The sequence below is a fragment of the Sanyastnella coralliicola genome (genome assembly GCF_030845195.1).
Lineage (GTDB): Bacteria > Bacteroidota > Bacteroidia > Flavobacteriales_D > Sanyastnellaceae > Sanyastnella > Sanyastnella coralliicola.
In genome coordinates, this window is sequence record NZ_CP132543.1 from 3,871,694 (window position 1) to 3,878,787 (window position 7,094).

The window sequence follows — 7,094 nt, forward strand, 5'->3', positions numbered from 1 at the left end:
GGGTACGCCTATATGGAGCTGAAGCGCGTCGTTGTCACCGGAATTGGGGCACTCACACCGATTGGAAATAATGCCCAGGACTACTGGAAAAATCTAATCGATGGTGTTAGTGGTGCCGCACCGATCACGCATTTTGATGCTTCGAAGTTCAAGACTCAGTTTGCGTGCGAAGTAAAAGGATTTAATGCCCAAGATCATTTTGATCGTAAAGAGGCACGAAAACTTGACCAGTTCGCACAGTACGCATTGGTTACTGTTGATGAAGCAGTAAAGGATGCGAACATTACTGAAGATCTTGATCGCGATCGTATCGGGGTGATTTGGGGTTCAGGTATTGGTGGGTTGAAAACATTCCAAGATGAATGTATCAACTTCGCTAATGGTGACGGAACACCGCGTTTCAATCCTTTCTTTATTCCGAAAATGATCGCAGATATCGCCTCAGGGCATATCTCGATCAAATACGGATTCCGTGGCCCTAACTTCACAACCGTTTCCGCTTGCGCTAGTTCTACTAACGCACTTATTGATGCCTTCACTTATATCCGTTTGGGTAAAAGCGATATCATCGTGAGCGGTGGTTCTGAAGCAGCCGTTAATGAAGCTGGAATCGGCGGATTCAACGCACTTAAAGCCCTATCTACGAACAACGAAAATTACGCTACGGCATCTAGACCATTTGATGCCACTAGGGATGGGTTCGTTTTGGGTGAAGGTGCAGGATGCGTGATTCTAGAAGAATACGAGCACGCGAAAGCTCGTGGAGCGAAGATCTATTGTGAACTCGTTGGTGGAGGTCTCTCTGCCGATGCACACCACATGACAGCTCCACATCCAGAAGGTCTAGGCGCTTCGAATGTAATGCGTTACTCGTTGGAAGATGCGGGAATGCAAGCAGATGAGATCGATTACATCAACGTTCACGGCACAAGTACACCACTTGGAGACGTAGCGGAGACAAAAGCGATCCAACAAGTATTCGGAGATCACGCGTACAACCTCAATATTTCTTCGACTAAGTCAATGACTGGTCACTTGCTCGGTGCTGCAGGTGCGATCGAAGCGATCGCCTGTATCCTCGCCGTGCAGAACGATATTGTTCCTCCAACAATCAACTTCGCCAACACTGACCCTGAATTGGATGAGAAGCTCAACTTCACATTCAATAAGGCACAGAAAAGAGAAGTGCGTGCGGCCTTGAGCAACACATTCGGTTTCGGTGGACACAATACATCAGCGATTTTCAAGAAAATCTGAGCATGGGAGTAGGCCGTTTTTTTCAACGATTCTGGAAAAAACAAACCAACGACCCTCGCATCGCTGATTACATCCAGAAACATTTCAATTACCGCCCAGGTGATACCACCTTGTACACGCAAGCATTGCGTCATAGCTCTGCCGTGAAACGAGGCGCTACTGGTGTGCATGGTTCCAACGAACGATTAGAGTTCCTTGGTGATGCGGTGCTGGATGTTATTGTAGCTGAATATCTCTATCAAGAACACGAAGGACTTTCAGAAGGAGAACTCACCAAGATGAAAGCCAAAGTAGTGAGCAGAAAAATGCTCAACATGGTAGGTGACAAACTTGAGATCAGCGAATACCTCATTGCCCGTCTTGGCAAGCAGCCGGTGCACCGATCAATGATAGGAAACGCACTTGAAGCGCTTATTGGAGCGATCTACCTCGATAAAGGGTATGAATTCACTGCAAAGAAGGTGTTGGCCCTGTTGAAAGACAACGGTATAGACAAACGCGTTCATACAGTAACAGATTTTAAAAGTAAACTGCATGAATGGTGTCAAAAACGAAAAGTCTCGCTTAGCTTTGAGGTGATCCGCGAGAACCCGATAGTTGACGCCCCCGATCGCTACGAGATCGTGGCTTTTGTTGACGGCGATGCACTTGGTCGAGGTAAAGGAAAATCGAAGAAAAGTGCTGAACAACAGGCCGCTAGAGAGGCTTGTGAGGCAATTGCGGAGTAACTAAGTGTGCAAAATACACTTAGGTGCTTTATCTTTACATTATGAAATATAAGCTTGACTTTGAGTTTGATTACAGCTTCCTACTTTTCGGAATCAGTTGTCATGACTCGAGTCACCGCTTGTGCTGGTACCTCAATAAGGAGCTCGACCTGAAGTTAAGTATGGAAGGAGAGCACGAGGTACCGCAGCGCTCAGGAAAGAGCAGACATGTGTTATACCAACACGTAGCAGAAGACGAATTGCAGGTGTGGTCATTGATCGCAAACCATAGTACTGACGGGCCGTTAATCCCTGAACTAAAGCAATTCGATTATTTGCTCAAGATCGAAGAAGGTGACCATCTGAATGAAACAGATATTTCGAACCAGATTCGCTCGCTTTCACCGGTAATCGCATGCTTCCCTCTTGACGCTGCAGGGTTGAAACACAAAGACAACCTGATTTTTGAATAAGGAACTGACGATGAAAAGAACCAAAGTAGTAGCTACGATAGGACCAGCGAGTTCTCCGAAGGATGTACTAAAGCAAATGGTACAGGAAGGAGTGGACGTTGTCCGCTTGAATTTCTCTCACGGCGCACATGAAGTGCACAATGAGGTGATCAAGACCATCCGAGAAATAGACGTTGAATTGGGTACGCACACCGCGATCCTCGCTGACCTTCAAGGTCCGAAGTTGCGTGTGGGAGAAGTAGAAAACAACGGAGTAGATCTCGTAGCTGGGAAGCAATTGAAAATCACAACGAAGGAAATGGTAGGAACAGCTGAAAAGGTGTTCACCAACTACGAAGACTTCGCTAAGGATGTAAAGCCAGGTGAATCTGTTCTTCTAGATGACGGTAAGCTGGTGCTACGAATCGCTTCCACGAATGGTAAAGACGAAGTGGTATGTGACATCATCCATGGAGGTGTATTGAGTTCGAAGAAAGGGATTAACCTTCCAAATACGAAGATCTCACTACCATGTTTGACGCCGAAGGATTTGGTTGACCTCGAGTTTGCGCTCGAGCAGAATGTTGACTGGATTGGGTTGTCATTCGTACGTTCAGCGCGAGATATCATTGAGCTGAAGCACATCATTAAAGACAAGGAGAAGCACGCTCGTGTTATCGCCAAAATCGAAAAGCCAGAGGCAATGGATGAAATCGATGATATCATCCTTGAAACTGACGCGGTTATGGTAGCACGTGGAGACCTTGGGGTAGAGGTGCCAATGCAGAACGTTCCGTTGATCCAGAAGTCGATTATACAGAAGTGCATTAGCAACTCGAAACCTGTCATCGTGGCTACACAGATGATGGAGACGATGATTACCAATATTACTCCAACACGTGCCGAAGTAAACGACGTTGCGAATGCGATGTTAGACGGCGCTGATGCGGTGATGTTGAGTGGAGAAACTTCAGTAGGTAAGCACCCAGTTGAAGTCATCAAGGCCATGGTGAAGATTATCGACGAAATTGAGCGCCATGATCACATTTACTACCACGAAGAGCCACCAGCAGAATCCAACGAAGATCGTTTCGTTTCTGATTCTATCTGCTACAATGCGTGCCGTCTAGCGAAACGAGTAGAAGCCAAGGCCATCGTAACCATGACATTCTCAGGCTACACTGGATTTAAGGTGTCATCACAGCGCCCTAGAGCAAGAACCTTCGTCTTCACTGGAAACCGCAAGATTCTCACGCTAATGAACCTTGTATGGGGTGTAAAGGCCTTCTACTATGATAAGATGGTCAGCACAGATCACACGATCGCTGACATCAAGTACATTTTGAAGAAACAAGGGTATCTGCAAGAAGACGATTTTGTCATCAACATCGCTTCAATGCCGATCTCAGAGCAAGGCATGACCAACATGCTGAAGCTGTCAAAAGCATAAAAAAGAAAAGGGGCCCCAAAGGCCCCTTTTTTATTCTCATTCTACCCCTAGTTAAGGATGCACATGTGCATCCTTAACCTCTTATTCTTCCTTCTACTCTTCCTCTAACGCAGTCGGATCTCCCGCCACAAACAAAACCTCCACTCTTCGGTTGAGCGCGTGGTCTGCTTCGGAACATGGTTGTCCTTCACAGTCGATAAACAACTCGCTTTCTCCTACCCATGCAATTTTGAATCGCGATTTGTCGATGCCGTACTTTGCTAAGTACTTCTCGATACTCTTCGCTCGGCGCATCGAGAGAAGGAGGTTGTAGTTTTCATCTCCACGAGAGTCTGTGTGGGCTTTGACGACCACGTTGACGTTCGGATCATTCTCCATGATCTCGATCAATGCTGTTGCTTTTTCGCGCTCTGAGCGACGAATAGCATAGCTATCGAACCCGAAGTAGATGTTATTGAGCTCGTACTGTCTCAATTCAGCATTTTTCGCTTTGACGACTTCGTCTTGTTCTAAGACCAGTCGATCCAATTCGGAGTTGTCAATGAGTTCACTGGACGTAAGCTCGTCGAATTCAGTATTGGATAAGAAGTGGGTTTCATCCCGCAATCGCTCCAAGAGTCCCCTGATTTCTGCTCCTTTCTCTGCCGCACCAAGAGAGTCCCCTTCCGCGATAGCGAGTTGAAGCTCAATTACCTCTTCAATCAAACCAGCGTCAATCAACGCTTGCTTGGAAACTTTGAATGTTCCAAGATCTACAAAGGTCTCAGTGAGCTCTTCATCAATCTCAAAAGACAGGATAGGCTCACTGCTCATCGTCTCGCCCTGACCCATGAATACTTCGAAGCTATGTCCGGCATCTAACAAGGCCTGGAAGCTTCCGTTTTCGTCAAGTCGAATGACAGAATCTTCTTCCATGGTCAATGAACGAAGGGTCACGAATTTCCCGGCCATCAAAACGTTTTCGTCAGTCTCAAAGTTCAAGGCAACAATCTGTTGCATGAAGCGAACGGTGCTGAATCGATAGATGTTATCCGATCCTTGTCCGTTTCGGTTTGAAGAGAAGTAACCCATCTCTTCTATCTCATTGTAATGGATTCCAAAATCGTCTTTCGACGAGTTAATCGGGTAACCAAGGTTGATTGGTTCCGAATAACCTTCATCGCTAATCTCAGCAACGAAAATGTCAAGACCACCAAGACCAGCATGACCATCTGAAGAGAAATATAGAATTCCTTCATCTGAGATGAATGGGAACATCTCGTTTCCTTCAGTATTGATCGCAGGACCAAGATTTACAGGCTCCGTCCACCCATTTTTAGTGTAGCGAACCTCGTATAGATCAGTTCCACCGTACCCACCCAACATGTTCGATACAAAAATCATACGAGTTGACTCGATATCGAGCGTAGGGTGTCCGGTGGAGAAATCGTCAGAGTTGAATGGCAGTCCTTCAGCCTTACTCCAGTCGCCGTTTTGAAGACGCATCGCATAGATTTGAAGATTGGCCGTACCAGACTTATCATAGACCGGACGACCACCTTTCATGTTATTACGCGTTACGTACATGACCTGGTAATTCTCGTCAAAGAATGCTGGTCCGTCGTGATATTTACTGTTTACGTTACCGTTCAATCGTTCTGGATTGATCGCTTCTCCTTCTTCATCCAGATCACACGCATAGACGTCGAGGAAGGGCACCTCATCAAAGGCGTCTTCTTCTAGAAAGGAGTTGTTAATTCCTGCGGAGCAGAAAACATAACGACCATTAAAGCGACACATACCAAACGACGGCTTATCACTGTTGATCTCTAGACGGTGAATCTCATATTTCAGGGAATCAGCCCACAGATCTCGGAAATACTGCGTGTCTCGAATGTGTTTTTGAGCTCTTCTATCTTCTGGCCTATCGGCCGAATAGCGTGCGTACCAGAACACAGACTTGGAATACTTCATCTGAGCCTTCAATGACTCAGCGTAGTACAGCTTGTCTTCGGGAACGTCACTGCCCATGTCAATGGCTTTGAGGAACCACAGACCACTTTCTTCCATCATTCCCAGTTTACGCATACACAAACCAATGTGCCGCACCGAATAGATAGATGTAGAATCTTCCGCGAAAGCGTCTTGATAATAGTAAAGCGCTTCGCCATAATTGAATTTGTCAAAAAGCTTATCACCACGTTCGATCAGGGCTTCCTGGGAAACCGCGGACATAGCGAGGCCTAGAATGAACAGAACGAGCGTTAATCGTTTCATAGGGTGGGTGTTCATTAGAAGTAGCGAGGGTACACGATACGCTTACGCTTCGCTTTGAGCTGATAAGACGCCATGATTTCATGGCTACCGAAGTTTGTCGTGATCGCGCGGTGTGCAAAGACATCCACAGAGTATCCGAACTTCAGCTTCTTATTCACCTCATATTGGATGAAAGCGCCGGCCACCTCTTTATAGTAGTAGTATGCACCTACCTTGAACGTATCTTGTATGAAAAGGTTCGCATTCGCGCCAATTGATAGCGGTGCATTAGCTGTAGCACGCATCATTAACGTTGGCTGAAACTTGAACTGACGGTCAATCTTCCAGATTTTTCCTGCCATCAAGAACGCTGTAGGCTGCACAACACCTTCACTAAAAGCGTAGGCATCAGAGTTCTTTTTGTCAAGCTGATTCTCCAACAAACGCGGTACAGAAACACTTACAAAGTGCGCACGGTCATGGTAGAAGAATCCGAAGCCAATGTTTGGCATGAACACGCTTTGCGGGTTGTTCGAGAAGAAGTCATCCTGCTGATCGTAGTGCGTAGAAGTCAACGTTACGTCAGAGAAATTCGTCTGGAACATTGATGCTGTTGCCTTCAATCCGAAGCTCATGAATCCAGTACGGTTCACTTGCACTCGTGCTGTAGCATCCATCATCAACGACAACTCGCTAGTCGGTCCGATCTTGTCGTGATTGATCGTACCTCCCCAAGCGAATTTACCGCGCTTGATAGGCATGTCGAACGACAAGGTCTGCGTGCTTGGAGCGCCTTTGAAACCGACCCACTGTGAACGGTGGAATGCGGTAAACACAGCGGTCTCTTTGTATCCCGCATAAGCAGGATTGACACGCAACATATTCATTAAGTTTTGAGCATGTCCGGCCTCTTGCTGCGCGTTGGCAACGCAAGAGAAAATGAACAATGCAGCTAGGGTAGTTAGTATCTGGTAACGCATATGCGTAGGTTTT

The 7,094-nt window shown here is 46.5% G+C and carries 6 protein-coding genes; 4 read left to right on the plus strand and 2 right to left on the minus strand.

The window, feature by feature from the left end:
- Positions 1-12 precede the first annotated feature (12 nt).
- The 4 genes from fabF to pyk are packed head-to-tail and all read left to right on the plus strand — an operon-like array spanning position 13 to position 3,866.
- Complete coding sequence (fabF, locus tag RA156_RS15880) at positions 13-1,257, plus strand: beta-ketoacyl-ACP synthase II (RefSeq protein WP_306641504.1); 1,245 nt, start codon at positions 13-15, stop codon at positions 1,255-1,257.
- A gap of 2 nt (positions 1,258-1,259) precedes the next feature.
- Entirely contained in the window at positions 1,260-1,985 is a 726-nt protein-coding gene (gene rnc / locus RA156_RS15885; RefSeq protein ID WP_306641506.1) for a ribonuclease III, read from the plus strand.
- Between the two features lie 41 nt (positions 1,986-2,026).
- Positions 2,027-2,437, plus strand: a complete 411-nt coding sequence (locus RA156_RS15890; protein WP_306641508.1) for an IPExxxVDY family protein — start codon at positions 2,027-2,029, stop codon at positions 2,435-2,437.
- A gap of 10 nt (positions 2,438-2,447) precedes the next feature.
- Entirely contained in the window at positions 2,448-3,866 is a 1,419-nt protein-coding gene (gene pyk, locus RA156_RS15895; protein WP_306641510.1) for a pyruvate kinase, read from the plus strand.
- A gap of 93 nt (positions 3,867-3,959) precedes the next feature.
- Here pyk and RA156_RS15900 read toward each other — a convergent pair whose 3' ends face one another.
- Positions 3,960-6,122, minus strand: coding sequence for an OmpA family protein (locus RA156_RS15900; RefSeq protein ID WP_306641514.1), 2,163 nt, complete (start codon positions 6,120-6,122; stop codon positions 3,960-3,962).
- 14 nt (positions 6,123-6,136) lie between these two features.
- Positions 6,137-7,081, minus strand: coding sequence for a PorP/SprF family type IX secretion system membrane protein (locus tag RA156_RS15905; RefSeq protein ID WP_306641515.1), 945 nt, complete (start codon positions 7,079-7,081; stop codon positions 6,137-6,139).
- Positions 7,082-7,094: the final 13 nt, after the last annotated feature.